The organism is Shewanella sp. SM95, from assembly GCF_025653595.1.
Lineage (GTDB): Bacteria > Pseudomonadota > Gammaproteobacteria > Enterobacterales > Shewanellaceae > Shewanella > Shewanella oncorhynchi.
The window spans coordinates 1-509 of record NZ_JAKKSE010000075.1 but is presented as its reverse complement, the minus strand read 5'-3'; the positions used below and the strand labels follow the sequence as shown (position 1 = coordinate 509).

General features: G+C 46.0%; 2 rRNA genes. Both read right to left on the bottom strand.

Annotated elements, in window-relative coordinates:
• Nucleotides 1–42 precede the first annotated feature (42 nt).
• Nucleotides 43–158: ribosomal RNA gene (gene rrf, locus L5M29_RS23730) — 5S ribosomal RNA — on the bottom strand.
• 188 nt (nucleotides 159–346) lie between these two features.
• Nucleotides 347–509, bottom strand: a 23S ribosomal RNA gene (locus L5M29_RS23725); the annotation flags it as partial.

Genomic DNA, 509 nt, shown 5'->3' with positions numbered 1-509 from the left:
CGCTCCTTTAGCTTAACGTCTACACGTTAACCTAAATTAGGCGCTTGGCGATGACCTACTCTCACATGGGGAGACCCCACACTACCATCGGCGCGTTTGCGTTTCACTTCTGAGTTCGGGATGGGATCAGGTGGTTCCACAAGGCTATTGTCACCAAGCAAATTCTGTTTATTACCGTGTCCATCTCTGGCTCACGCTAATAATAATTCGGAAAGCTGATTTTCTGTTGAGTCTTTAACTTTATCAAGTATCTGTATCCAGTCTAAGGCTTTTCGTACGACCTCCATGGAAGGAGGAAGTGCTAGAAAATGTCTGGAACATTTTCAGTAAAACCCATCTGGGTTGTATGGTTAAGCCTCTCGAGTCATTAGTACATGTTAGCTCAACGCCTCACAACGCTTACACACCATGCCTATCAACGTCCTAGTCTCGAACGGCTCTTTAGAGGAATTAAATTCCTAGGGATGACTCATCTTAGGGCTCGCTTCCCGCTTAGATGCTTTCAGCGG